Annotated in this window: 20 protein-coding genes and 2 rRNA genes; 14 read left to right on the forward strand and 8 right to left on the reverse strand. The window is 67.4% G+C overall.

All coding sequences use genetic code 11. The features are described from left to right. Positions 1–81: 81 nt before the first annotated feature. The 6 genes from DI005_RS34890 (at position 82) to DI005_RS34915 (ending at position 8,806) form a co-directional block, all read left to right on the forward strand. Positions 82–3,214: ribosomal RNA gene (locus tag DI005_RS34890) — 23S ribosomal RNA — on the forward strand. Positions 3,215–3,296: 82 nt separating this feature from the next. Continuing rightward, a 5S ribosomal RNA gene (rrf, locus tag DI005_RS34895) occupies positions 3,297–3,413 on the forward strand. A gap of 114 nt (positions 3,414–3,527) precedes the next feature. Continuing rightward, positions 3,528–4,382 (forward strand): GNAT family N-acetyltransferase, encoded by an 855-nt coding sequence (locus DI005_RS34900; RefSeq protein WP_113644917.1) that lies wholly within the window; start codon positions 3,528–3,530, stop codon positions 4,380–4,382. A 9-nt stretch (positions 4,383–4,391) separates the two neighbouring features. Then, positions 4,392–5,147 carry a type 1 glutamine amidotransferase gene (locus tag DI005_RS34905; protein ID WP_113644918.1) on the forward strand — a complete coding sequence of 252 codons (756 nt, stop codon included), beginning with the start codon at positions 4,392–4,394 and terminating at the stop codon, positions 5,145–5,147. A 119-nt stretch (positions 5,148–5,266) separates the two neighbouring features. Next, positions 5,267–8,239: a bifunctional [glutamine synthetase] adenylyltransferase/[glutamine synthetase]-adenylyl-L-tyrosine phosphorylase gene (locus DI005_RS34910; protein WP_113644919.1), complete on the forward strand. Its 2,973-nt coding sequence runs from the start codon at positions 5,267–5,269 to the stop codon at positions 8,237–8,239. Positions 8,240–8,377: 138 nt separating this feature from the next. Then, positions 8,378–8,806 carry a thioesterase family protein gene (locus tag DI005_RS34915; protein WP_112276641.1) on the forward strand — a complete coding sequence of 143 codons (429 nt, stop codon included), beginning with the start codon at positions 8,378–8,380 and terminating at the stop codon, positions 8,804–8,806. A gap of 81 nt (positions 8,807–8,887) precedes the next feature. Here DI005_RS34915 and glnA read toward each other — a convergent pair whose 3' ends face one another. Next, on the reverse strand, positions 8,888–10,312 hold the full coding sequence (glnA, locus tag DI005_RS34920) for a type I glutamate--ammonia ligase (protein WP_112276655.1): 1,425 nt from the start codon (positions 10,310–10,312) through the stop codon (positions 8,888–8,890). A 183-nt stretch (positions 10,313–10,495) separates the two neighbouring features. On the opposite strand from glnA, the gene DI005_RS34925 reads away from it, so the two are divergent. Continuing rightward, the gene (locus tag DI005_RS34925; protein ID WP_112276639.1) at positions 10,496–10,981 is read left to right on the forward strand and encodes an RDD family protein; all 486 of its coding nucleotides are present in this window, start codon (positions 10,496–10,498) and stop codon (positions 10,979–10,981) included. A gap of 6 nt (positions 10,982–10,987) precedes the next feature. Here the strand turns inward: DI005_RS34925 and DI005_RS34930 are convergent, their stop codons facing one another. Both DI005_RS34930 and DI005_RS34935 read right to left on the reverse strand, forming a co-directional pair. After that, complete coding sequence (locus DI005_RS34930) at positions 10,988–11,953, reverse strand: hypothetical protein (RefSeq protein ID WP_113644920.1); 966 nt, start codon at positions 11,951–11,953, stop codon at positions 10,988–10,990. Between the two features lie 132 nt (positions 11,954–12,085). Further along, on the reverse strand, positions 12,086–12,814 hold the full coding sequence (locus tag DI005_RS34935; RefSeq protein ID WP_112276637.1) for a DUF4191 domain-containing protein: 729 nt from the start codon (positions 12,812–12,814) through the stop codon (positions 12,086–12,088). 66 nt (positions 12,815–12,880) lie between these two features. Here DI005_RS34935 and DI005_RS34940 point away from each other — a divergent pair, with 66 nt between their 5' ends. The 5 genes from DI005_RS34940 (at position 12,881) to DI005_RS34955 (ending at position 17,120) form a co-directional block, all read left to right on the forward strand. Beyond that, positions 12,881–14,965: an ATP-dependent helicase gene (locus tag DI005_RS34940; protein ID WP_113644921.1), complete on the forward strand. Its 2,085-nt coding sequence runs from the start codon at positions 12,881–12,883 to the stop codon at positions 14,963–14,965. A 191-nt stretch (positions 14,966–15,156) separates the two neighbouring features. Then, positions 15,157–15,429: a hypothetical protein gene (locus DI005_RS34945; protein ID WP_112276633.1), complete on the forward strand. Its 273-nt coding sequence runs from the start codon at positions 15,157–15,159 to the stop codon at positions 15,427–15,429. Between the two features lie 125 nt (positions 15,430–15,554). After that, entirely contained in the window at positions 15,555–15,923 is a 369-nt protein-coding gene (locus DI005_RS34950; RefSeq protein WP_113644922.1) for a WhiB family transcriptional regulator, read from the forward strand. Further along, entirely contained in the window at positions 15,920–16,171 is a 252-nt protein-coding gene (locus DI005_RS38075; RefSeq protein WP_137097301.1) for a hypothetical protein, read from the forward strand. Before DI005_RS34950 ends, DI005_RS38075 begins: the two co-directional genes overlap by 4 nt. Positions 16,172–16,247: 76 nt before the next feature. Continuing rightward, the gene (locus DI005_RS34955; protein WP_113644923.1) at positions 16,248–17,120 is read left to right on the forward strand and encodes a trans-aconitate 2-methyltransferase; all 873 of its coding nucleotides are present in this window, start codon (positions 16,248–16,250) and stop codon (positions 17,118–17,120) included. 179 nt (positions 17,121–17,299) lie between these two features. Here the strand turns inward: DI005_RS34955 and DI005_RS34965 are convergent, their stop codons facing one another. The 3 genes from DI005_RS34965 to DI005_RS34975 form a co-directional block, all read right to left on the reverse strand. Beyond that, positions 17,300–18,241 carry a hypothetical protein gene (locus DI005_RS34965; RefSeq protein ID WP_113644924.1) on the reverse strand — a complete coding sequence of 314 codons (942 nt, stop codon included), beginning with the start codon at positions 18,239–18,241 and terminating at the stop codon, positions 17,300–17,302. A gap of 128 nt (positions 18,242–18,369) precedes the next feature. Then, on the reverse strand, positions 18,370–19,671 hold the full coding sequence (locus tag DI005_RS34970) for an ABC1 kinase family protein (RefSeq protein WP_369973655.1): 1,302 nt from the start codon (positions 19,669–19,671) through the stop codon (positions 18,370–18,372). 105 nt (positions 19,672–19,776) lie between these two features. Further along, complete coding sequence (locus DI005_RS34975; RefSeq protein WP_113644926.1) at positions 19,777–20,823, reverse strand: TOMM precursor leader peptide-binding protein; 1,047 nt, start codon at positions 20,821–20,823, stop codon at positions 19,777–19,779. A gap of 216 nt (positions 20,824–21,039) precedes the next feature. On the opposite strand from DI005_RS34975, the gene DI005_RS34980 reads away from it, so the two are divergent. Next, positions 21,040–21,564: a M48 family metallopeptidase gene (locus DI005_RS34980; RefSeq protein ID WP_112276653.1), complete on the forward strand. Its 525-nt coding sequence runs from the start codon at positions 21,040–21,042 to the stop codon at positions 21,562–21,564. A 3-nt stretch (positions 21,565–21,567) separates the two neighbouring features. Here the strand turns inward: DI005_RS34980 and DI005_RS34985 are convergent, their stop codons facing one another. Continuing rightward, entirely contained in the window at positions 21,568–22,950 is a 1,383-nt protein-coding gene (locus DI005_RS34985) for a zinc-dependent metalloprotease (RefSeq protein WP_113644927.1), read from the reverse strand. Between the two features lie 91 nt (positions 22,951–23,041). Between DI005_RS34985 and DI005_RS34990 the strand changes: the two genes are divergently transcribed. Beyond that, the gene (locus DI005_RS34990) at positions 23,042–24,172 is read left to right on the forward strand and encodes a PDZ domain-containing protein (RefSeq protein ID WP_112276618.1); all 1,131 of its coding nucleotides are present in this window, start codon (positions 23,042–23,044) and stop codon (positions 24,170–24,172) included. A 76-nt stretch (positions 24,173–24,248) separates the two neighbouring features. Here DI005_RS34990 and DI005_RS34995 read toward each other — a convergent pair whose 3' ends face one another. Beyond that, positions 24,249–24,815: a PPA1309 family protein gene (locus DI005_RS34995; RefSeq protein ID WP_112276616.1), complete on the reverse strand. Its 567-nt coding sequence runs from the start codon at positions 24,813–24,815 to the stop codon at positions 24,249–24,251. Between the last annotated feature and the right edge of the window lie 60 nt (positions 24,816–24,875).

Genomic DNA, 24,875 nt, shown 5'->3' on the forward strand with positions numbered 1-24,875 from the left:
CTGTTGGGTCCTGAGGCAGCACGGTGGTGTTGCTTTTGGTGTGGTGTTTGAGAATTGTAGAGTGAGTGCGAGCATCTTTGTGGTCAAGTTGTGTAGGGCACATGGTGGATGTCTGGGCACTAGGGGCCGATGAAGGACGTGGGAGGCTGCGATAAGCCTCGGGGAGCTGTCAACCGAGCTGTGATCCGAGGGTGTCCGAATGGGGTAACCCGGCACCTGTTATGAGGTGTCACCCGCACCTGAATGTATAGGGTGTGTGGAGGGAACGCGGGGAAGTGAAACATCTCAGTACCCGTAGGAAGAGAAAACAAGTGTGATTCCGTGAGTAGTGGCGAGCGAAAGCGGAGGAGGCTAAACCGTGCGCATGTCAAGCTGTCAGGTGTTGTGTGTGCGGGGTTGTGGGACCTGTTTGCCAGGGGCTGACACTCCTGGGGATGCGTTGTGTGGTTAGCGGAACGCTTTGGGATGAGCGGCCGGAGTGGGTGAGAGTCCCGTACGTGAAAACTGCATGGGCGTGTCTGGAATGGTGTTCCCGAGTAGCAGCGAGCTCGTGGAATTTGCTGTGAATCTGCCGGGACCACCCGGTAAGCCTAAATACTTCCTGGTGACCGATAGCGGACGAGTACCGTGAGGGAAAGATGAAAAGTACCCCGGGAGGGGAGTGAAAGAGTACCTGAAACCGTGTGCCTGCAAGCCGTCAGAGCAATGCTGGTCGTTGTGATGGCGTGCCTTTTGAAGAATGAGCCTGCGAGTTCGTGCTGCGTGGCGAGGTTAACCCGTGTGGGGTAGCCGTAGCGAAAGCGAGTCTGAAGAGGGCGTGTGAGTTGCGTGGTCGAGACCCGAAGCGGAGTGATCTACCCATGGCCAGGCTGAAGCGCCGGTAAGACGGTGTGGAGGGCCGAACCCACCAGGGTTGAAAACCTGGGGGATGAGTTGTGGGTAGGGGTGAAAGGCCAATCAAACTCCGTGATAGCTGGTTCTCCCCGAAATGCATTTAGGTGCAGCGTCGTATGTTTCACACCTGGGGTAGAGCTACTGGGTGGCCTAGGGGCCTTACCGGGTTACCGAAGTCAACCAAACTCCGAATACGGGTGTGTGAGAGTGCGGCAGTGAGACGGCGGGGGATAAGCTTCGTCGTCGAGAGGGAAACAGCCCAGAACGCCAGCTAAGGCCCCTAAGTGTGTGCTCAGTGGGAAAGGATGTGGAGTCGCTGAGACAACCAGGAGGTTGGCTTAGAAGCAGCCATCCTTGAAAGAGTGCGTAATAGCTCACTGGTCAAGTGGTTCTGCGCCGACAATGTAGCGGGGCTTAAGCACACCGCCGAAGCTGTGTCACTCACACATTGATCGGTGTTCCTCTTTGGGAGGGGCATCTAGTCGTGTGGGTGGGTAGGGGAGCGTCCTGCATCCAGAGAAGCGGCCGCGTGAGCGAGTTGTGGAGGGTGTGGGAGTGAGAATGCAGGCATGAGTAGCGAATGCAGAGTGAGAATCTCTGCCGCCGGATGACCAAGGGTTCCTGGGCCAGGTTGTTCCGCCCAGGGTAAGTCGGGACCTAAGGCGAGGCCGACAGGCGTAGTCGATGGACAACGGGTTGATATTCCCGTACCCGCGTGTGTGCGTCCCTGGCGAGGCAGGGGATACTAACCACCCGAGCCGCATTGCCGCTCTTCGGAGTGGTGGTGTTGGTGAGCGTGGGGCCTGATCCTGTAGTAGTCAAGCGATGGGGTGACGCAGGAAGGTAGCCCCGCCAGTCAGTGGTGATACTGGTGTAAGCGTGTGGCCCGCAGGATAGGGAAATCCGTTCTGCTGTCTTGGATGACGAGGGTGAGGCGTGATGCGTAGCCGTTTGTGGTGAAGTAGGGTGATCCTCTGCTGCCGAGAAAAGCCTCTAGCGAGTGCATGTGTGGCCCGTACCCCAAACCGACACAGGTGGTCAGGTAGAGAATACTAAGGCGATCGGGTGAACTGTGGTTAAGGAACTCGGCAAATTGCCCCCGTAACTTCGGGAGAAGGGGGGCCAAGCCTGCTGAAGCCTTGTTCGGGCTAGGTGGGAGTGGCCGCAGAGACCAGCGGAAAGCGACTGTTTACTAAAAACACAGGTCCATGCGAAGACGCAAGTCGATGTATATGGACTGACGCCTGCCCGGTGCTGGAACGTTAAGAGGACCGGTTAACCCCTTTTGTGGGGTGAAGCTGAGAATTTAAGCGCCAGTAAACGGCGGTGGTAACTATAACCATCCTAAGGTAGCGAAATTCCTTGTCGGGTAAGTTCCGACCTGCACGAATGGCGTAACGACTTTCCGGCTGTCTCAACCACAGGCCCGGCGAAATTGCACTACGAGTAAAGATGCTCGTTTCGCGCGGCAGGACGGAAAGACCCCGGGACCTTTACTATAGCTTGGTATTGGTTTTCGGTTCGGCTTGTGTAGGATAGGTGGGAGACTGTGAAGCTGACACGCTAGTGTTGGTGGAGTCGTTGTTGAAATACCACTCTGGTCGTGCTGGGAATCTAACTTCGGACCGTGATCCGGTTCAGGGACAGTGCCTGGTGGGTAGTTTAACTGGGGCGGTTGCCTCCTAAAGGGTAACGGAGGCGCCCAAAGGTTCCCTCAGCCTGGTTGGCAATCAGGTGTTGAGTGTAAGTGCACAAGGGAGCTTGACTGTGAGACTGACGGGTCGAGCAGGTGCGAAAGCAGGGACTAGTGATCCGGCACCTCCTGGTGGAAGGGGTGTCGCTCAACGGATAAAAGGTACCCCGGGGATAACAGGCTGATCTTGCCCAAGAGTCCATATCGACGGCATGGTTTGGCACCTCGATGTCGGCTCGTCGCATCCTGGGGCCGGAGTAGGTCCCAAGGGTTGGGCTGTTCGCCCATTAAAGCGGCACGCGAGCTGGGTTTAGAACGTCGTGAGACAGTTCGGTCCCTATCCGCCGCGCGCGTAGGAGACTTGCGGAAGGCTGTCCCTAGTACGAGAGGACCGGGACGGACGAACCTCTGGTATGCCAGTTGTCACGCCAGTGGCATGGCTGGTTGGCTACGTTCGGAAGGGATAACCGCTGAAGGCATCTAAGCGGGAAGCCTGTTCCTAGATGAGGTCTCCCACCCCTTGTGGGTTAAGGCTCCCAGTAGACCACTGGGTTGATAGGCCAGACATGGACGCACGGTAACGTGTTTTTGAGTGGACTGGTACTAATCGGCCGAGGACTTGCCCACAAAGCTGCTACGCACTCACTCTACGATTCTGAAACACCACACGCCCTGATAAGTGAAGAGAGTGTGGTTGTTTCACCAGTGTTTCGGTGGTTATAGCGGTGGGGTCACGCCCGGTCCCATTCCGAACCCGGAAGCTAAGCCCACCAGCGCCGATGGTACTGCACCCGTGGGGGTGTGGGAGAGTAGGACACCGCCGAACTCAACTTAATAGAAGAAACCCCAGAGCAGGTTGGTCGAGGATTCCCTCCCACCTCCTCTGGGGTTTCTTTTTATTTGCTGGACTTCTGACGAAGCTCGCTGACAAGGTGACCGGGTGGATGCCACCGTCACCGTGCACACCGATACTCGGGAATTCGCCGAGTTGGCGCGACCGTTCTACGCCGCTGACCCGGTGCGACACACCGCAGCCCTCACCGCTCTGCGTAGCGTGGAGTCCGCTGGAAAGGCAGGAGCCCTGGCCACGGTCACGGCGGCCGATCGGGTTGTGGGTGCGTTCGTCTGGGATCCGCCGTTCCCGGCCACCGTCAGCGGAGTTCCGGCGACCGCCGCCCGGCAGACCGCGGAGGCGGTCGCGTCAGCAGGCGCAACGCTCCGAAGCGTTCGTGGGCCCCGGCTCGAGGTCGAGTCCTTCGCCGAGGCGTGGTGTTCGGTCACTGACGTGACCGCCGAGGAGTCATCGAGCCAGTGGCTCTACGAACTGGGGGACGTGCTCACGTCGCCACAGCGGGTCGACGGGCAGTTCCGGCCGGCGACTGTCGACGATGCCGAACGCATCGCCGAGTGGCGGCAGGCCTTCGCGCAAGAGGCAGGAATGCGACTTCGGCGCCCCGAGGCCTCCGCGGCCGTCGCCGAGCTCATCGCCGAAGGAACCACGTGCGGCCTGTGGTGGGTTGCGGGTGAGCCCGTGGCCATGGCGACCGCGCGGGAACCGGAATGCGGCATGTCGCGGATCAGCTACGTCTACACCCCGCCGGAGCTTCGAGGACGCGGCTATGCGTCCGCGGTCACCGCTGCCGTATCACAGCTCGTCCGTGCTGGCGGGGTTCGCCACATCGTGCTCTTCGCGGACCGTGCGAATCCGATCTCGAATCGGATCTACCAGCGGATGGGCTTCGAGAAGAAGGAAGAGCACCCGGAGTTCGTCTTCACGACGACCGCCGCCCCGTAGGCTGGAAACGTGAGCACACCACGACTGCTGGTAATCCAGCCTGACGTCACGGATCCGGCTGGTCCACTCGGCGAGTGGCTGAGCGAAGCCGGCGCCGAGCTGGACGTGCGACTGCCGCCACGGGACTCGTTGCCTTCGAACCTTGGCGCTTATGACGGCCTGGTGTGTCTCGGCGGCGGGATGAGCGCCGAGGAGGACGCGAAGCATCCGTGGCTGGCGGAGGTTCGCGGTCTGCTCGCCACGGCTGCGGGCACCGGTGTGCCCACGCTCGGGGTGTGCCTGGGCGCGCAGCTTCTCGCGGTCGCGACGGGCGGCAAGGTCGTCCGGGGCGCGGACGGTCCGGAAGTAGGACCGGCGCTGGTGGCGAAGAAGGACGCGGCATGGGTGGATCCGCTGTTCGCGGACCTGCCGTTGATGCAGGACGTGTGGCAGTTTCACACCGACGTGATCGAGCGGCTGCCGCCGGGTGCGGAGCTGCTGGCCTCGGCGCCGCGCTATGCGCACCAGGCGTACCGGCTGAACAGCTGTGCGTACGGTGTGCAGTTCCACATCGAGACGACGTCGGCCGTCGTCCGTCAGTGGGCGACTGACGCTCCGGACGTAGCCGCGACCGCCCGCGAGGGCACCTTCGACGACGAGGCGCTGACCGAGGTTCACGCCGACGTCGCGGAGACCTGGCGCCCCTTCGCGCATCGGTTCGTCCGCCTGGCGGCAGGCGATCTTCAACCGGCCGCCGACAAGCGCCGCACCCTCCCCCTCGCCTGACCCTGAAACATGGGGAGCAAGGGAGCTTTGCTCCCGCCAGACGAGAGCAAAGCTCCCTTGCTCCCGCTTGGTGGCTGTCGCGAGGTGTCCGTTCGCTGATACGGCTACGGTGAGGATCGATGGTAGAGAGCGTTCGGCCGCGCGCGTCCGCGGCGAGGTTCGGCTTCACCGACGACCGAGCCGAGGATCACCTTCGCGCTGCTGGCTGGTGGAACGACGCGGGACCGGCCGAGGGAGTGCAGCAGGTACTCGCCGCGTTCTCCCGCGCCCCCGATCCCGATCTCGCACTGCGTGCGGTCGACCGACTCCGCGAAGCCGACGAGGAGCGTTGGCCTGAGCTCTCCAATGCCATCCGCGACGACGCGACGCTGCGCGGGCGCCTACTGGCCGTGCTGGGCACGTCGACGGCCGTTGCCGACTTCCTCGTCGGCTCGCCCGGAGAGTGGCGACGCCTCACCGCCACGGCCTGCACCCCGGTCGCCGACTACAGCGACGAACTGCTCGCGGCCGTCCAGCCCACCGAACAGGTGCTCACGGGCCGGGAGGCGGAGCAGGCGCTACGCAAGGCCTACCGTGCCCTGCTCATGGAGATCGCCGCCGTCGACGTTGGTCATCTCGTTGAAACCGGACTCGACCAGCCCTCCTTCGCCGAGATCACGAACGCGCTCACCGAGCTCGCCGACGCGTCCCTGCGAGCGGGCCTCGTTGTCGCCGGGCAGGAGGTCGCGTCTTCGGACGAAGCGGTACTGGCAGTCATCGCGATGGGCAAATGCGGCGGCCGTGAACTCAACTACGTCAGCGACGTCGACGTCGTGTTCGTCGGCGAGGGCGACCTGCAGGTCGCGACTCGCCTGGCCACCACGATGATGCGCGTCGTCGGCCATGCTTGTTTCGAGGTCGACGCCGCTCTGCGTCCCGAGGGCAAGGCAGGTGCGCTCGTGCGAACCCTCGAGGGGCACGAGGCCTACTACAGGAAGTGGGCACGCACCTGGGAGTTCCAGGCTCTGCTCAAGGCACGCCCTGCCGCCGGTGATGCCGAGCTCGGCCGTCGCTACGCCGAGTTGATCGCGCCGATGGTGTGGTCGGCGGCGGAGCGGGAGAACTTCGTCACGGACGTTCAGCAGATGCGCCGCCGGGTCGAGCGGCATGTGCCCTCCGAGATCGCCGATCGGGAACTGAAACTCGGCATCGGAGGACTGCGCGACGTCGAGTTCGCCGTCCAGCTGCTACAACTGGTGCACGGGCGGGCGGACGCGGAACTACGGTCGGCCTCCACGATGGAGGCGCTGGAAGCGCTCGGCAGGGGAGGGTATGTCGGGCGCGCCGACGCCGCCGAGCTGCGGGCCTCCTATGAGTTCCTGCGCACGATGGAGCACCGGCTGCAGCTGCGGGCCCTCCGTCGTACCCACCTCTTCCCTGAGTACGAGGACACCGCACAGCTGCGCTGGCTGGCGCGGGCGAGCGGTGTCGCGCCGAGGCGGGACAGGTCGGAGAGCGACATCCTCGTCGCCGAGTTCCGCAGGCACGCGCAGCGAATCCGCAGGCTGCACGAGAAGCTGTTCTACCGGCCGCTGCTGGACGCCGTCGCCCGCGTCCCCACCGCGGCGCTGCGACTGACGACCTCCCAGGCCGAGAGCCGTCTGGCCGCGCTCGGCTATGCCGCACCCGACGGCGCGCTGAGGCACATCCAGGCGTTGACGTCCGGCGTCTCGCGTCGTGCCGCGATCCAGCAGACCCTGCTGCCGGTGCTGCTCGACCTGCTCGCCGACACCACCGACCCCGACGGTGGTCTGCTCGCCTACCGCCGTGTCTCCGAGGCGCTCGCCGACACGCCGTGGTACCTCCGTGTCCTGCGGGACGAGGCCGCCGTGGTCGAGCACCTGGCGTTCCTGCTGGGGACCTCCCGGCTCGTGCCGGACCTGCTCGTGCGCGCGCCCGAGATCCTGCAGCTGCTGGGCGAGACCGAGCGACTGGCCGGCCGTTCACCGCTAGAGGTGGCGGGTTCCCTGCGTGCCGCGGCACGCAGGCAGCCCGGTCTCAAGGCGTCCGTCGCCGCTGCCAGGTCGCTACGTCGACACGAACTCCTGCGTGTGGCCTGTGCGGACCTGCTCGGTCTGCTCGACGTACCCGCTGTCTGCGCGGCGCTGTCCTCGGTGTGGGGAGCGGTGCTGCAGAGCGCGCTGGCCGCGGCGATCCGTCAACGGTCCGCCGAGGTGGGCAGCGAGCCGGCGAAGATCGCTGTGGTCGGGATGGGGCGGCTGGGCGGCCAGGAACTCGGGTACGGATCGGACGCCGACGTGCTCTTCGTCTGCGACAAGAACGACGGGGCGAGCGACGCGGAGGCTCTGAAGTTCGCCACCTCAGTGGCCGAGACGGTCCGGGAGGTGCTCGGTGCGCCAACGCAAGACCCGGCGCTGGAGGTGGACGCCAACCTGCGCCCGGAGGGCCGCAGTGGCCCGCTCGTGCGCACGCTCGACTCGTATCGCGCCTACTACGTGAGGTGGGGCGAGGTGTGGGAGGCACAGGCGCTGCTGCGGGCTCGGTTCGTCGCCGGCGACGAGGGCCTCGGCGAGCGGTTCATCGCGGACATCGACCCGGTGCGTTACCCGGCAGGCGGGCTCGACGCCACGAAAGTGCGCGAGGTGCGCAGGATCAAGGCGCGAGTGGACACAGAACGGATGCCCAGGGGCGCCGACCCGACCACTCACGCCAAGCTCGGCCGGGGTGGGCTGGCGGACGTCGAGTGGACGGTCCAGTTGATGCAGCTGCGGCACGCCCACGAAGTGGACACCCTGCGCACCCCGTCGACACCGGCCGCGTTGCAAGCGCTGGCCGACGCCGGGCTGGCCGACGCCGAGGACGTCGGCTCGTTGCTCGACTCATGGCTGCTGGCGACACGTGCCCGCAACGTGGCGATGCTGGTCCGGGGCAAGGCTGTCGACCAACTGCCGACGTCGGGCCGGGAACTCGCGGCCGTGGCGAGGGTGTTCGGCTACGCGGCCGACGACGACCCCGGCGAGTTCCTCGACGCGTACCGACGGACGACCCGCCGCGCCCACGCCGTTGTCGAGCGCCTCTTCTACGAAAGCTGACGCCTTCGCGGCGCGAACGGAGCCCTCACCACCTCGCCCAGCAGCGAGCAAGGGAGCTTTGCTCCCGCCAGACGAGAGCAAAGCTCCCTTGCTCACCTTGGTGGGACGTCGCATGGCCGGGAAACCTATGGTGAGGCTGTGACTGAGCGCGAACCCTTCCGGGTCCAGATCAAGGTGCGGCAGTACGAACTCGACAGCCTGGGCCACGTCAACCACGCCGTCTACCACCAGTACGCCGAGGTCGCCCGAACCTCACTCGCCGAGGCCGCCGGAGCGGCCAACGGGGGACTGGACGCGGCGCGGCTGGCCACCGTCATGCTGGAATCCCACATCAGCTTCCGCCGCGAGCTGCGGTACGGCGAGGTCGTCGACGTGACCTGTGAGGCCAAGTTCGGCGAAGGCAAGACCTTCCGGATGGATTCCAACATCTACAAGGCCGACGGCACACTGTCGGCCGAGATCACGTGCACCCTCGGCCTCATGGACCTCGACCGGCGCAAGCTCGTGGCCGAGCCGCGCAAGCGCTTCGCAGAGGCGGGCGTCGACCTGAACATCTTCGGCGGCTGAAATCTGCGCACAAAGAAACGCCGACGGCGAGGGTGTTTCCACTCCCCGCCGCCGGCGTGGCTTCGTATCGCTACCGCAAGATCACACGTCGTAGTAGAGCGCGAACTCGTACGGGTGCGGGCGCAGGCGCAGCGGGTCGATCTCGTGCTCCCGCTTGAAGCTGATCCACGTGTCGATCACGTCGGAGGTGAACACGCCACCCTCGAGCAGGAAGTCGTGGTCGGCTTCCAAGGTGTCGAGCACGGTGCCCAGGTCGCCCGGCACCAGCTTGACGTTCTTGGCCTCCTCGGGCGGCAGTTCGTAGAGGTCCTTGTCGATCGGCTCCGCCGGCTCGATCTTGTTCTTGATGCCGTCGAGGCCCGCCATCATCATCGCCGCGAACGCCAGGTACGGGTTACCCGACGAGTCGGGGCAACGGAACTCGATGCGCTTGGCCTTCGCGTTGTTCCCGGTGATCGGGATACGCACGCAGGCGGAGCGGTTGCGCTGCGAGTACACCAGGCTGACCGGAGCCTCGAAGCCGGGCACGAGCCGGTGGTACGAGTTCACGGTCGGGTTGGTGAAAGCCAGCAGGCTCGGGGCGTGAGCCAGTATGCCGCCGATGTAGTGGCGCGCCGTGTCGGACAGGCCCGCGTAACCGGACTCGTCGTAGAACAGCGGCTCGCCGTCCTTCCACAGCGACTGGTGGCAGTGCATGCCCGAGCCGTTGTCGCCGAACAGCGGCTTCGGCATGAACGTGGCCGTCTTGCCCTGGGCGAAGGCGGTGTTCTTCACGATGTACTTGAACAGCTGCAGGTCGTCCGCAGCGTGCAGCAGTGTGTTGAACTTGTAGTTGATCTCCGCCTGGCCGGCGGTGCCGACCTCGTGGTGGGCGCGCTCGATCTCGAAACCCGAGGCGACCAGGTTGGCGACGATGTCGTCGCGCAGGTCGGCGAAGTGGTCGACCGGCGGCACGGGGAAGTAGCCACCCTTGAACCTGGTCTTGTAGCCCTTGTTGCCGCCCTCTTCCTCGCGGCCCGTGTTCCACCAGCCCTCGACCGAGTCGATCTCGTGGAAGCTGCCGTTCTCGGACGAGTCGAAGCGCACCGAGTCGAACGTGTAGAACTCGGCCTCGGGACCGAAGAACACCGTGTCGGCGATGCCGGACTCGGCGACGTACTGCTCGGCCTTACGCGCGATGTTACGAGGGTCGCGGCTGTAGGCCTCGCGCGTGAACGGGTCGTGCACGAAGAAGTTCAGCGACAGGGTCTTGTGCTTCCGGAACGGGTCGATACGCGCGGTAGCGGCGTCCGGCAGCAGCAGCATGTCCGACTCGTGAATCGACTGGAAGCCGCGCACCGAGGAGCCGTCGAAGGCGAGACCCTCTTCGAACGCTTCCGCGTCGAAAGCCTTGGCCGGGACGGTGAAGTGCTGCATGATGCCCGGCAGGTCACAGAACCTCACGTCGACAAATTGCACGTCCTCGTCGGCGATCAGACGCAGGACATCGTCTGGAGTAGTGGACACCCTCGGTGACTCCTTCATGTTCGGGCTCGTGCGGCAGTACTCACTTCGGCTCACGCTAGAAGCGCGGTGTTGCCCGACCGTCACCCGAATGTTTCGCCGGTGTTAACGGGTGGGCGGATATCGCATGTATCGGATAGGAGACCAGGCGCCATGTCGGTGACGCCAGCGACATACCCTGGTCAGGTGGCTAGATGGACCGGAGAGTGGCTTACGTCGCTTGCCGCAGCTGGTGAGACTGCCGACCGAGAACCCCCACGGTGGCCGGGTGAGGGCCTGGGCCTGCCCGAGGACGGTCCCGGAGCGGCCGCGGGGAGTGGGCGCCGCTTTCTCGCGCTCGTGGTCGACCTGATCGTGGCGTCGCTCCTCACCGCTATTTTCGTCCGTCCCGACTACTCGAATGTGGCCGTGATGCAGGAGTACAACCTGTGGTCACTCGCAGTCTGGGCCGCGATCACGATGGTGCCCGCCGCGTTCTTCGGTTTCACCCCAGGTATGGCCGCATGCGGCATCCGGGTCGGGAGGCTCGACGGAGCCGGCATACCCGGACTGTGGCGAGCGGTCGTCCGCGGTGCGTTGACCTTCCTCATCCTGCCGGCGGCCGTACGGAACGCCGACAACCGCGGCTGGCACGACCGGCTGACCGGCACGGTTGTGGTCCGGCTGCGCTGACCGAGGTCAGGCCGCGGCGCGACTCAGCCTTGTCCGCACATCGGGCGGCGGCCTGTTGACGGCTCGCACGTAGCCGGCGCGCAGGTCGGCGACCACGGCCGCCGGATTCTTGCGCAGCTGTACGGGTGGAGTGTGCACGACGACCACGCCCGCCGCCGCCAGCCTGGTGCGTTCCCGGGCCGCCCTGCCGTAGCCGGTGGGATCGAGACGGAAGTCTGGCGCATCGACCGCCCAGGCGAGGCCGATGTCCGGCCAGTAGGCGTCCGTGACGCCGAGCAACGCGCCGGAGCCATCGCGGATCTCGACGTTCCACTGAGGCTCTGGCAGCTTGCTCTGCTCTCCGACCTGCGAGGCCCATGCGCGTGCGGCCTCGCGGACGCCGCGATCCATCTCCTCGATCACGACGCGAGGCAGTGCGGAGCCGATGGTCGTGCCCTGCTCGAGTTCGTGCCGTAGCTCCCGGGGATGGCAGAGCTGCCGCTGGACGGCGTCGGTGATCATCGCGCGCACGTCGCTCAGCTTGTCCATCCGGTGCGCCGCGTCGATCAGCGCGCGGGCGAGGGGAGCAACCGGCAGGCCGTTGATCATGATCGCCTCGGGAAGGTGGATCGTGCGTTCCACGACGGCGAAGTCACGCGTGGCGACGCGGCGCTCGTGCGGAATGAGCACGTGTACCCGCGACTCCGAGGGCAGTCGGCGGATGCCGTGGATGCGGGCGGCTTCGACGCCGGTGATCATCGCGCCGGCGCCTGCGTGCACGAGTGCGGCCCGATCGAGCTGATGGCGAGTGGGTGTGCCGTTGGTGAGCATGACGACGCCCGGGATGAGCCTGCGCCATGGTCCATTTGCGCGACAACGCCGGGAGATGGCGGAGTGAGACATACCGAGGGCAACCAGGGCCGCCCGCGGGGCGACGTCTCCGGGAAAGCGTTGCCGCAGGTCATCGGGCTCGAACACGCGTCTTCGTACCACGCGCCCATGATGCCGACGGCCACCGACAGTTTCTGCGTCGTCGCGGTGAGCGAGGGAGCTTTGCTCGCGCAGAACGAGAGCAAAGCTCCCTCGCTCACCCAGAGCGGAAGGTCAGGGCGAGGCGGAGGAGGGTCAGCGGCGGCGGATGGTGCGCTGGACGTTGCGCATCTTCGCGCCCTGCGGCATCGGGCCCTTCGGCAGCGCGGCGCCCCGGTTGCCGAGCGCGGCGAGCTTCGCCTCCAGTGCGTCGATCTGGCGGGGCTTGAGGTTGCGCGGCAGCTTCATCATGTAGTTCTGCAGCTTCCGCAGCGGAACCTGGCCTTCGTCGTTGCCGACGGTGATGTCGTAGATCGGCGTCTCACCGACGAGGCGGGAGATCCGCTTCTTCTCCTGCGCGAGCAGGTTCTTCACGCGGTGCGGCGCTCCCTCCGCCACCAGGATCACGCCCGGCCCGCCCAGCACACGGTGCACGGCGTCGAGCTGTGTCGTCGCCGCCACGGTCTGGGTCACCCGCCAGCGTCCGCGCAGGTTGTCCAAGGCCCACGCCGCGGCGCCCGGCTGGCCCTCCGCCTTGCTGAAGACGTTCTTCTGGACCCGGCGCCCGAAGATGATCACCGCCGCCAGGAGGCCGAGCATGATGCCGATCGGCAGCAGCAGCCACTGGATGCCGAGGAGCCACCCGATCCCGAACGTGATACCCGCGACGACCAGGAAAGACCCCAGCATCCACGGGATCAGGGCCTTGTCCTCCTTGCGTTGCATCTTGAACGCTTGGAAGATCTGTCCGCGCTTGGCCTTGCTGGCCGCGCGCTTCTCCTTCTTGGCTTGCTTGGCAGCCTCTTTGTCCAGCTTCTCCGCCATAATCAACCAGGATACGGGCGGCCAGGCGGACGCGGCTCTGTCGGTCCCCTCTGCGAGGATGCGGCCGTGGGTAGCGCGCTTGAGTCGAACCGTCGTCCGGACCTGCTCGAGGGACTCGACCCCGAACAACGGGCAGCCGCAACCGCCCCGAGGGGACCGGTGTGCGTGCTTGCCGGAGCCGGTACGGGCAAGACCAGGACCATCACCCACCGCATCGCCCACCTCGTCCGCTCCGGACATGTATCCGCAGGCCAGGTCCTTGCCGTCACGTTCACCGCGCGTGCCGCCGGGGAGATGCGCACACGGCTGCGGCAGCTCGGCGTGGAGGCCGCCCAGGCCCGCACGTTCCACGCTGCCGCCCTTCGTCAGCTCCGCTACTTCTGGCCGCGGGTGGTCGGCGATCGGCAGTGGGACCTGATCGAGGGGAACAAGCTCCGGCTCGTGGGTCAGGCCGCGAACCGGCTCGGCATGCCCACCGAGGTGGAGGTGCTGCGCGACCTGGCGAGCGAGATCGAATGGGCGAAGGCGTCGCTCGTCAGCCCCGACGACTACCCGGCCGTGGTCTCCCGGCTGAACCGGGACGTGCCGGAGGCGCCCGGCCGCCTCGCCGAGCTGTACCGCACCTACGAGCAGCTCAAGAACAACGCTCAGCTCCTCGACTTCGACGACCTGCTCCTGCACACCACCGCCGCGCTCGAGGAACACAAGGCCGTCGCCGAGGAGTTCCGCGACCGGTACCGCTGCTTCGTGGTCGACGAGTACCAGGACGTCACGCCGGCGCAGCAGCGCCTGCTCGATGCGTGGCTGGGTGGGCGCGACGACCTCACGGTGGTGGGGGACGCCAACCAGACGATCTACTCCTTCGGCGGCGCGTCCCCCCGACCGCTGCTCGACTTCACCCGCCGGTTCCCGGAGGCGACCGTAGTCCGCCTCGAGCGCGACTACCGGTCCACGCCACAGGTCGTCGCACTGGCCAACCGTGTGATCGGCGCCGCAAGGGGGCGCCCCGCCGGGTCGCGGCTGGACCTCGTCGGTCAGCGCCCCGACGGGCCGCCGCCCCGGTTCGCCGAGTACGACGACGAGGTCGCCGAGGCCGCGGCCGTCGCGGGCCGCATCCGCGAGTTGCGTGACGCCGGTGTGCCCGCCAGCGAGATCGCCGTCCTGTACCGCGTCAACGCGCAGTCGGAAGCGTACGAGCAAGCCCTGTCCGAAGTGGGCATTCCCTACCTCGTCCGCGGTGGCGAGCGGTTCTTCGCCCGCCGCGAGGTGCGCCAGGCGATGGCCGCCCTGCGTACCGCGGCCGCGGGAGAGCCGGACGGTGACCTCGTCGAACTCGTCCGCCGAGTACTGGCAGGCGTCGGCCTCACCGAGCAGCCGCCTTCGGGCGGAGCGGCGAAGGAGCGCTGGGACGCGTTGCTCGCACTCGTGGAGCTCGCCGAGGAGTTGGCGGCGACGACGGAAGGAGCCACGCTCGGCCGGTTGGTCGCGGAACTCGATCAGCGTGCGGCCGCGCAGCATCCACCCACGGTCGAAGGGGTCACGCTGGCCTCCCTCCACGCCGCCAAGGGCCTGGAATGGGACGCCGTCTTCCTGGTCGGTCTCGCCGAGGGCACGATGCCGATCCAGCATGCCGACGGGAACGACGAGGCCATCGAGGAGGAGCGCAGGCTCTTCTACGTCGGGGTCACCCGAGCCCGGGAGTACCTGTCGCTCACGTGGGCGCTGGCGCGCAACCCCGACGGCAGGCGCAACCGGAGGCGGAGCAGGTTCCTCTACGGGCTGATTCCGGAGGACCACCCCGCTGCCCGGGTCGCCCGGGCGCAGAAGCAGACGGCGCTCAAGGCGCGCTGCCGAATCTGCGGCGGCCCGCTCATTGCCACCATGGAGATCAAGCTCGGCCGCTGCGGCAAGTGTCCTGCCGACGTGGACGAGGAACTGCTGGCGCGCCTCAAGGAGTGGCGCGTCGAGCGAGCCCGAGAACTGAAGGTGCCCGCCTTCGTGGTGTTCACCGACGCCACGCTGGTCGCCATCGCGGAGCAACGACCTACCGACGACAGTGCCCTGGTGTCGATCTCGGGGATCGGCGCGACAAAGCTCGACCGCTTCGGCGCGGAGGTGCTGGCCGTGGTCCGGGACTGCCACGGCAAGTAGCCGCGCGGACACGGCGAGACAGGCAAAAGCCCAGCTCAGGACTTTTTTCCGCCACTTGGGGGGAACTTCTCAAAAATAAGTTGCCCCCGCTGGCACGAGAGCAATAACCTGCAGTCACTGGGTGGAGCATCCGTGATTCCGGTTGCCGATGGGGCGGCGAACCGGCGGACAGCGAGAGGAGGTGCCCCCTGATGAAGCTCATCAAGCTGAGCGGCACCGCTGGCACCTCGCTGTCCTGCACCGATCAGACGGTCATGACCGCGCGCCGGCGTAGCAACGTGTCCTGGGCTGGTCAGCCGTACTTCGAGTCGCTCGCTCGTGCCCGAGATGGGCGCGTTCTCATGCTCGATGCCGTTGACACCAACGCCGGGACCACGCACCCGGTGTTCCGTCCGGCGACCGCTCTGTTCCCGATCCAGGACAAGCCCTGGGTTCCGTTGCGTTCACGTGAGAGATCCCCATGACAGCCCTGTCAAGGGATAAGGCTCACGAAGGCCGCGGAACCGTACATCGGATCCGCGGCCTTCTTGCTGTTTCAGGACCTGTTGGACCGACAGGAAAACCTCAACAACACAAAGGAGAACGGGAAATGCCATCGGCAACCGCCTTCGCGTCAGAGGGGGCGCTACCCGACGAGCTGTCCGGCACAACCGGCGTCGCAGAGCTGCTCGACGCCGTGTCGTCGCCAGACCTCGACCTGCCCTGCCAATCCGGCAACGCGGACCTGTGGTTCGCGGAGATCCCCGCCGAGCTTGAGCACGCCAAGGTGCTTTGCGGCGACTGCCCTGTCCGTTCGGCGTGCCTTGCGGGTGCGCTTGCGCGACGGGAGCCCTGGGGTGTGTGGGGCGGCGAGATCTTCGAGCGTGGCGCCGTCGTGGCCCGCAAGCGGCCTCGGGGACGCCCGCGTAAGAACCCCGTGGTGGAGCACGCGACCGCCGGACAGCGGAGCGCCGCATGACCACGCAGACGGATTACCCGCAAACCGCCAAGAACTACGGCGTGCTCGACCGACCGAGCAGTGTGCCGACCATGCACAAGGAGACCCTTCGAATGTTGCTCCATGAAGAACTGGCCAGAGCCCGAATACGGGACATGCATCGGGCGATCGACGGTCCGCGACACGACCTGCGGCTCGCCAGAGCCGCCCGTCGCTGGAACCGCGTGGCCCGCTGGGCGGCGAGGAGGTCGCGCCGCTACAGCCGATAGTGACCGACGTGGGCGGAAGACAGCGGACTGCGGTCTTCCGCCCACGCGCCGTTCGCCGTTGGTGTTCAATGTGCTTGTGCCAGCACATACGCACGACGACGTCGACTGGGCCGGGCGGCTTTCCTCGCTGCGCAGGCTCGATGTCCTCGAACGCGACCGGCTCGATTCCGTTGCCGCACGGCTCGTTGCCGAGCTGCCGGCTCAGCCGACAGTCGTCGACGTGGGGTCCGGCGCGGGGGGCATGAGCGCGGCGCTCGCCGGGGAGCTCGGACGCCGCGGTGGCGGCACCGTCATTTTGGTGGACGCCGTGGACGAACTCCTGTCGGCGGCCGAGAAGGCCGCCAGGGAAACCGGAGGTTCCACGGTGGCCGTGGAGACAATCGTGGCAGACCTCGGCACCGTCGAGTTGAGCGACCTTCTCCCGCCCTCCGACCTCATCTGGGCTTCTGCCGTCGTGCATCACCTCCCTGATCAGCAACTCGCCGTGCGTCGCCTCGCACGTGCCCTCGCGCCCGGCGGGCTGCTCGCCGTGGCCGAGGGTGGCCTCGATACTCGGTGCCTGCCCTGGGACGTTGGGGTGGGCGAGCCGGGGCTCGAGCAACGGCTGGCCGCAGCTCACGAAGCCTGGTTCCGGCAGTTGCGCGCCACCATGCAGGGAGCTGTGCGGATGCCCTACGGCTGGACGGAAGCCCTGGGCAAAGCCGGCCTCACCGGCGTCGGTTCGTTCAGCTACCTGGTGGACCATCCCGCGCCCACGACACCGGCGGTTCGCGAGTTCGTGCTCGAGCGATGGACCTGGCTGGCCGAGATCGCCGAGGAACGCCTGGGCAACGGGGACCGGGACGCGGTGCGGCGACTCCTCGACCCGGAGTCTCCCGAATACCTCGGCGCGCGCGACGACCTCTTCCTGCTCAACGCCAGGACCGTCCATCATGGACGAAGGTCATGACCGAGCCGACGGCCGTGTGCTCGGTCTGCGGGGTCCATCGCGATTCCGCGGGCCCGGTGGACGCGATGGCCTGGGTACGTGAGACAGAGGACGGGCGGACCCGCTGGTTGTGTCCCCGCTGCGCACGTGATCACCTGCGTGACATCGAGGGCAAACTGCCTGCCGGGTATTGGTGACAGTCATGCGGCCACCACGGGCATCTCACACTGCACCAGTGGCCGGGTGCGGGTCGCCGCGGCGCGGAAGGCACTCGCGAGTTCCTTGACGATCACGTCGCCGTCCACGCGCAGGCGTTCGGTCGGCGTGCGCAACAGCACGACTCCGGCGGCGGTGAGCGCGAGATGACCGAGATGCCGCTCGGGATTCGTGCCCCTTGGCTGAGTGAACTGCCAGCCCATGCCCACTTCGTCCCACCAGGCGTCGACAGCGCCGATCGGCCGGCCGCGCAAGTCGCACACGGTGACGTCCCATCGCGGGGGCGGCAGCGGCGAGCGCCTGACGAGCTGCCTGGCCAGACCGTGCACGAACGTGTCGCGGTTGCGGCTGATGCGGCGCAGCTCAGCGCGTACCGCGGCCGAGCCACGTTGATTGCCCGCGTCCAACTCGCTCTGGAGCTCCTCGATGTCGGACAACCCGTAGTAGATGGGCAGAGACAGCAGATCACGCAGCTGGTCCGCGTCGTTCTCCTTGCGTGCGGCGTCGAGCGCTGCGCGGGCAGGCGGAGCGAATGGCAGCCCGTTGACGAGTACGGGATCGGGCGGCCGGGCCGTGCGCTCGAGCAGGATGAAGTTCGGAGGCAGGATCCGGCGATACGCCGGCACGAGCACGTGCACCGTGCGGGGCAAGGGCAGTTCCAGTCCGTGTGCGGCTAGCGCGTCGACGCCCGTGACGACTCCGTCCTTGCCGAGATACATGGTCGCGGCTCGCAGTATCTGCTGTCGGGTCGGTTCGCCGGGTCCCAGTAGGACGATGCCGGGCATGAGCCGTCGCCAGGGGCCGCCCGGCCGGCAGCGTGTGAGGATCGCGCGTTCGGACATGCCGCCCGCGCGCAGTTCGGCGACCGTGATGATGTTGTCAGTGGCGGTGGGCGCGGGGCGTGCCGCGCAGCTCGCTGTGGTCATGAGCAGAGCTTGGCGTGGCGCGCACCGCTGCGGCAGTCATCGCGAAAAATGTGGATGAATCCGGGCCGCGAACGGCACATTCCCGCCATTCGCGCGGTAGTTGTGGACAAGTCCGACGATTTGGCTGTTCAGGACGCGAAGCCCGGCTGCCAGCGTTCGACAATGGAGCGCAGAGCCAGTTCGGCGTCGAGCTGGCACAGAATGCCGATGGCGCCCGCGGTGACCCGGTGGATCAGCAACCAGTGCGGCGGCAGGTTCAGCGATCGACCGGTGCGGAAGTCCTCACTGCGCAGATCACCCATCCGCAACGCCTGTTTCTGGGCCCATCGGCGGGTGAAGTGGAACCGCTCCTCGGTGAGGGGAGCGACCAACGGAAGGAGGTACGAATAGACGTCTTCAGCCTCGACCTCGGAATCGGGCCGGACGAAGCCCTCTGTCCGCAGGACGTCGAGCAGCTCGGCGGAACGACCATCGAGTGCGTAGCGCATCATCAGTCCCAGGGCGGGCGGCGCGCCCTCTGGTAGGTGTGCGACAGCACCGAAGTCGATGACGCAGATGCGCCCGTCGTCGAGCAACATGAAGTTGCCGGGGTGGGGGTCCGAGTGCAGTAGTTGCGCGCGGGCGGGGGAGGAATAGTGGAACTCCGCCAGCAGCCTGCCCGCCTCGTTGCGCTGAGCCTGGGTGCCGGTGCGGATGATCTCGGCGAACGGCGTGCCGTTGACCCACTCGGTGACGACCACCTTGGGGGCACTCGCGACGACCCTGGGGACGAGCACGTGGTCGTCGCCGGCGAAGGCCTTCGCGAAGCCTCGCTGGTTGTCGGCCTCCGTTCGGTAGTCGAGCTCCTCGTCCATGCGGGCGGCGAGCTCGGCGAGGAGCGGCTTGACGTCGGTACCCGGCACGAGCGCCTGGAACAGGCGGCTGAACCGCTGGAGCTGGCGCAGGTCGCTGCGCAGGGCCTCGTCTGCACCCGGGTACTGGACCTTGACCGCGACTTCCCGGCCGTCGTGCCACACGGCACGGTGGACCTGGCCGATACTGGCGGCCGCCGCGGGCTCGTCGGTGAAGGAGCTGAATCGCTGTTTCCAGGAGCGTCCGAGCTGCTCTGCGAGCACGCGATGCGTCTGCTTGGTCGACATGGGGGGTGCCGCTGCCTGGAGCCTGGTCAGCGCATCCCGGTACGGCGCGGCCAGCTCGTCGGGTACCGCGGCCTCGAAGACGCTCAGGGCCTGGCCGAACTTCATGGCGCCGCCCTTGAGCGTGCCGAGCACCTCGAAGAGCTGCTCGGCCGCCTTGGCGGAGAGCGCTGCGTTGACCTCCTCGGCGCTCTGGCCGGTCAGCCGTCGTCCCCATCCTCCGACGGCTCGGCCGGCGATGCCCAGCGGCAGGCTCGCCAGCCTCGCTGTCCGCGCAGCCGTTCTGCGCGGCATCGCAGCCTCGGCCCGGTCGTCGGAGGAGTCGCGGAATTCCGTCACGGAAGCGATTCTGCCTTGCCGATCACCCCTTTCGCAGCCGTATCGGGACGTAGATCGCGACTACGGCTCACGTCGTCCCCGGCTCGCGCCGCAGGGGCATTCCGGGTGTGGATGCCAGTCCCTGTGCGTCACCGTGCCGGCATAGGAGTCGATCTCCAGCGTTCCATTCCAGGTCGGAGGGGGAGTGTCCTCGGGCGTGAGCACGCGCAGGATCTGGCCGACGGCCAGTGCGGCGGTGGCGTAGACGTTGCCGAGTTCGGCGCGCTGGTAGCGGCCGGCGAGCTGGCTCGCGACCCTGGGCCAGCAGGCGTCGAGTGCGGTGCGTCGCAGGTCGGCGCAGCGCAGGCAGCTGCTGCGACCGGGGAACACGAGGGGGCCGACGATCCCGATGCCGTCGCGGACGCGAACGGTGAGATGGGGCAGACCCTCGGCGATGAGGTCGGTGACCACCTCGGGAGCAGGGACGACGGCATCGGTGAGCACCACGAGGTCGGGTCGCCGGCTGCCTCTGAGCTTGCCGGTTCTGGTCGCCGGGTTGGTTCTTCGCACGGCCTCGGTGAGCGCGTGCCTGCGGGGCAGGCCGACGTCGCCGTCGACGAAGCCGGAACCGAGGTCCTCGGGCCCGACCCTGCCGTCGGCCTCTGAGTCGAGGTGGCCGACGCCGGCCGACGCGAGCAGTGAGCTGATCGCCGCTGCCAGGCGCCCGCCGCCGTGGACCAGCACGGTGCTCTGTGCCCTGCGGGCGGCGGTGTCCTGCCTGCGCCTGCCCAGGCTGAGCGACCACAGCTCGGGTTCGTCGGTCCGGGTGTGGGGATGCGCGGGCGGCTCGGCCTCCTCGATGAGCCCGCGTTCCGCCAGCCCCGTCAGCAGCTCCCGGAGCCGTTCGGAGTGTTCGGTCTCAGCGAGGGACAGCAGTGACTTCGTGCTCTTGCTGCCGTCCAGGCCACGCAGGATGTCCATGAGGATCGGAGGCAGGTCCGTCGCCACCACCGCGTGCCGTGGGTCCAGCCCGATCTGGATCTCGTTGGCGCGGCGTTCCAGCACGTCGAGACCGGGCACCAGACGGGGGCGCCGCGGAAGATTCACATTGCGTAGCGAATTGGTCATATCGCACAGGGTGACAAGACTTCGCCAGGGACGCATCTAGCACACCCCGACTTGTCCACAGGCGAACCCAATTGTGGATAACCAAGACGATGTGACGCTGCAGCCATCCGCGATGTCGGTCCCTGCCCTTACGGTGGTTGGGTGGCCGAAGCACGGGTTCCCTCATTGAGGAATCGGGACAAGAACAAGCGCCAATCTTCAGTCCCTGAACAGAAGATCGAGGTGCGGCGGAGCGCACGTCGTCGCCGCACTGTCACCGCCTATCGAGACGGCGACACACTGGTCGTGCTCATCCCAGCCAAGATGAGCCAGGCAGAGGAAGAACACTGGGTCGCGGAGATGCAGCGCAAGCTGCAGCGCACGGAGAGCCGGAGGGCCTCGCCCGCGCGGGCCTCGGACGAGGCGCTGCTGCTGCGCTGTACGGAGCTCTCCCGGCGCTACCTGGACGGCACGGCGAAACCGGCGAGCGTCCGCTGGGTGCCCCCGATGCGCACCCGCTGGGCGTCGTGCACGCCGGTAGATCGAACCATCCGGGTGAGCGAACGGTTGCGCACGGTACCGCCGTGGGTCCTGGACTACGTGCTGGTCCACGAGCTGGCGCACCTGCGAGTAGCCCAGCACAATGCGAAGTTCTGGGCACTGGTCCAGCGCTACCCGAAGACCGAGCGGGCCATCGGGTATCTGGAAGGACTGTCCTCCGCCGAAGGGCTCGGTATCTCCGGGCTCGACACGGAGGACTGATCCTCAACTCTTCTTGTCGTCCTCGCCGGAGTCGTCCTGATCGCCGGGCTCATCGGGCTTGGCCTGCTCCTCGGCTTGCCGAGTGCGTTCGAGCTCGGCGATCGGGTCCAGATCGTCGAGGGCCTCCCCGGAGCGGCCGAGCCGGTCCGCGAACTCCATTGGGTCGTCCAGGTCCTCGGCCCTGGGCATGAGGTCGGGATGCGACCACAGCTGGTCGCGCGTGTCGATGCCGTGCCGGTCGCCGACGAGCTTCCACAGCGCTGACGCCGCCCGCATCCGCCGCGGCCGTAGCTCCAGCCCGACGAGGGTGGCGAAGGTCTGCTCGGCGGGCCCGCCGGTCGCACGCCTGCGGCGCAGGGTCTCCCTGAGGGCGTCCGCCCCTGGCAGCCGGTCGCCGACCGCCTCGGCCACGACGACGTCCACCCAGCCCTCGACCAGCGCGAGCAGTGTCTCCAGCCTGTTCAGCGCGGCCTGCTGCTCCGGAGTGGTCTTGGGCTCCAGCAGCCCGGAGGACATGGCCTGCTCGATGCTGGCCGGGTTGCTCGGGTCGACCTGCCCGGCGAGCTGCTCCAGGGCCGAGGTGTCCACCGTGATGCCGTGTGCAAACTCCTCGACCGTGGCCAGCAGGCGCTGCCGCAGCCACGGCACGTGCGCGAAGAGCCGCTGATGGGCGGCCTCTCTCGCGGCCAGGAAGACCATGACCTCGCTGCCCGGCCGCTCGAGACCCTCCGTGAACTTCTCGATGTTCGCGGGAAGCAGCGCGGAGGTAGCCGCGGGGCCGAGCGGAAGGCCGACCTCGCTCGAGGTCAGCACCTCGGACGCGAGCTCGGCCAGCGCGTTGCCCAACTGCGATCCAAAGGCCATGCCGCCCATCTGGCCGACCATCGACAACAGTGGTCCCGCCGCCTGCTTCGCCTCTTCCGGAAGGGCCTGCATCCAGGCGCCGGACACCTGCTTGGCCACCGGGTCGCATAGCCGCTGCCAGGTCGGCAGGGTCTTGTCGACCCAGTCGCGAGCTGTCCAGGCGACAGTGGTGGAGGCGCCTGCAGGCAGGATCGTCGCCTCGTCGAGCCACAGCTCGGCGAGATGTGCCGCGTCCCGGACGGCCGTGTCGCCGGACTGGTCGCCCGTGCTGAAGCCCAAGGAGGACCCGCCGCTGCCGGCGAGTCGTTGCAGTGCGATCTGCTTCGCCAGGTCGTAGTTCACCGGGCCCGACGAGCTGCCCGCCTGGCTCAACATCTGCCCGAGCTGGCTGAGCATCTGCCCCAGCTGCTGGAACGCGTCGGCGCCCGAACCAGGCTGCTGTTCGCCGCCGGAGTTCGACGGCTCGTTCTCACGACGCTTGTCGGGGTCGGGGAAGCCGAACCCGAACGGTGGGTTGCTCATAGGACCACCGTACGCGGACGGGGCCGGTCGCGACTTGCCCGCTGGTGGACCTTCGCCCTGAGCTGACATCCGTCACCGTACGCTGTGCGTCGTGAGCGAGACCCGCGACAACCCGTCGACGACTGGAGCAACGCGAGCGGACGCCAGGCCGGACGCCACCGGCGGCGAGGAGACCCCGCCGAAGTCGAGGACGCGGCTGAGCCGACGCGGATGGACGCTCGTCTTCAGCGGCGTGCTCGTGGTGGTGTTCGTACTGCTCGGCGCGTTTGTCCGGGTGCCCTACGTCGCGCTGGGGCCCGGGCCGACTTACGACACGCTCGGAGAGGTGGGCGGTGAGCAGGTCGTGTCGATCAACGGCCAGCGGACCTACTCGACCGACGGCGAGCTGCGCATGACGACCGTCTCGCTCAACGACGAGGTGACCCTCTTCGGGGCGCTGGGCCTGTGGATCAGCGGTCGCTACGCCGTCGCGCCGAGGGAGGACTACTTCCGGCCTGGGGAGACCGACGAGGAGGTCCGGCGGCAGAACGTCCAGCAGTTCCAGGACTCGCAGAGCAACGCCGAGGTCGCGGCGCTGCGCAGGCTCGGCTACCCGGTGAAGGTCATCGTCCAGGAGGTCGTCTCCGGCAGTCCCGCCGACAAGGTGCTCTCGCCCGGCGACCAGCTGGTGCAGGTCAACGGCAAGCGGATCAACAACGAGGAAGACGTGCTGGCCGCGCTCGCGAACACGCGACCCGGGCAGACGGTGTCGCTCACCTTCAAGCACGAGGGCCAGCCGGAGCGGACCGAGTCGGTGACGCTGGCCAGGCATCCGGACGGGCAGCCCCAGGGCTTCGTGGGGATGCAGCCCATCGACAGGGCGGACGTGCCGTTCGACGTCAACATCTCGCTGGAGGACGTCGGTGGGCCGTCGGCGGGCCTGATGTTCGCCCTCGCGATCGTCGACCGCATGACCCCGGAGAACCTGGTGTCCGGTGAGCACATCGCCGGAACCGGGGAGATCAACGAAAAGGGCAAGGTCGGGGCGATCGGCGGGATCTCGTTCAAGGTCGTCGCCGCGAAGGAGGCGGGGGCGACGGCCTTCCTCGTGCCGGAGAACAACTGCGCCGAAGCGGTGGCGGCGGCGCCGGAAGGCCTGAAGCTGATCAAGGTCACCGACCTCGACAGCGCGATCAACGCGCTGGAGAGCCTCAACGGCGGGCGGCCGACGCCGTCGTGCTGACGCTGCCGGAGCTCTGGGGAGCAAGGGAGCTTTGCTCTCGGAAAACGGGAGTAAAGCTCCCTTGCTCCCACACGGGCTACGGCAGGAGGGTGGCGCGGAGGGCGTCGACGAGGTTCGGGGCCAGCTCGGGGTGCTCGACGATCTCCTCGACCGGCTCGTCCTCGTCCCCGGCGTGCACGCCGCGCAGGCGCAGCACGCAGGCCGCGGAGCCGTCACGCAGCACCGCGGCCACGAGCCTCGCCTCGGTCCGGCGCGGGTGGTCCGCTGCGGCCTGCCTGAGCCGCTCCACGTCGCGGGCGTCGGCCGCGTCGTCGACGTCCGGCAGCTCCGCCTCGGCGTCCGGCGGGAGCACGATGATCTCCTGCGCCAGCGCGCAGCCGTGCACCGCATCCGGCCAGGCGATCGTGGCGAGCGCCTCGGCGAGGTCGCCCTCGGGCAGGGACTCCTGGGCCACCGGGGTGAGCTCGCTGCTCGCGTCGAGCTGGCCCGCGAGCTCGGGCTGCTGGCGCAGCAGCTCCGAGGTCGGCACGAGCGCGAACAACTGCGGTTGCTGCTCCCACCCCGCCGTCGCGACGAACTCCTCGACTTCCCGGGCGAGGGCAGCCACACTCACGGGGCCCGCCTCGTTTCCGCTCTGGCTCATGGGCACCATCGTGGCAGGCGGCCGGACGGCGCCCGCGTGCGCCCGGTTTGGGGGGTTCCG

The organism is Prauserella sp. PE36 (assembly GCF_003311655.1).
Classification (GTDB): domain Bacteria; phylum Actinomycetota; class Actinomycetes; order Mycobacteriales; family Pseudonocardiaceae; genus Prauserella_A; species Prauserella_A endophytica.

Bases quoted from the DNA above. Each gene is read 5' to 3' on its own strand.
- DI005_RS34910 (WP_113644919.1), top strand. From the start codon at position 5,267: ATGGTAGAGAGCGTTCGGCCGCGCGCGTCCGCGGCGAGGTTCGGCTTC.
- DI005_RS34935 (WP_112276637.1), bottom strand. From the start codon at position 12,814: ATGGCGGAGAAGCTGGACAAAGAGGCTGCCAAGCAAGCCAAGAAGGAG.
- DI005_RS34945 (WP_112276633.1), top strand. From the start codon at position 15,157: ATGAAGCTCATCAAGCTGAGCGGCACCGCTGGCACCTCGCTGTCCTGC.
- DI005_RS34950 (WP_113644922.1), top strand. From the start codon at position 15,555: ATGCCATCGGCAACCGCCTTCGCGTCAGAGGGGGCGCTACCCGACGAG.
- DI005_RS38075 (WP_137097301.1), top strand. From the start codon at position 15,920: ATGACCACGCAGACGGATTACCCGCAAACCGCCAAGAACTACGGCGTG.
- DI005_RS34965 (WP_113644924.1), bottom strand. From the start codon at position 18,241: ATGACCACAGCGAGCTGCGCGGCACGCCCCGCGCCCACCGCCACTGAC.
- DI005_RS34970 (WP_369973655.1), bottom strand. From the start codon at position 19,671: ATGCCGCGCAGAACGGCTGCGCGGACAGCGAGGCTGGCGAGCCTGCCG.
- DI005_RS34975 (WP_113644926.1), bottom strand. From the start codon at position 20,823: ATGACCAATTCGCTACGCAATGTGAATCTTCCGCGGCGCCCCCGTCTG.
- DI005_RS34985 (WP_113644927.1), bottom strand. From the start codon at position 22,950: ATGAGCAACCCACCGTTCGGGTTCGGCTTCCCCGACCCCGACAAGCGT.
- DI005_RS34995 (WP_112276616.1), bottom strand. From the start codon at position 24,815: ATGAGCCAGAGCGGAAACGAGGCGGGCCCCGTGAGTGTGGCTGCCCTC.